This window comes from Pseudoalteromonas sp. S3260, assembly GCF_005886925.1.
GTDB classification, from domain to species: domain Bacteria; phylum Pseudomonadota; class Gammaproteobacteria; order Enterobacterales; family Alteromonadaceae; genus Pseudoalteromonas; species Pseudoalteromonas tetraodonis.
Genome location: NZ_PNCV01000271.1, coordinates 1 through 317, shown reverse-complemented (window position 1 = coordinate 317; position 317 = coordinate 1). Strand labels below are relative to the sequence as shown.

At 52.1% G+C, this 317-nt stretch carries 1 pseudogene; it reads right to left on the bottom strand.

The features are described 5' to 3' along the window. Window positions 1–317: pseudogene (locus CWC14_RS18435) on the bottom strand (cytochrome c-type biogenesis CcmF C-terminal domain-containing protein); the annotation flags it as partial.

The window sequence follows — 317 nt, the reverse complement described above, 5'->3', positions numbered from 1 at the left end:
AACATCTGATTGAAGAACGGTTCACCAATGGAAATAGAGCCAAGGCCGAGCTCCTTGTGCACCATAGGGAGCAACGTGCCAAGCAGGACAATAAGGGTTGCCACCACCAGTAAAATATTGTTTAGCCACAGTGCGACTTCACGGGAGAATAGGCTATAACGCCCCTCACTTTGTACCTGCCCTGCACGCAGAGCATACAGCAACAAGCCGCCACCGACGACGATGGCTAAAAACGCCAAAATAAACATACCGCGATCTGGGTCTGACGCGAACGCGTGCACCGAGACGATGATCCCTGAACGCACGATAAAGGTACC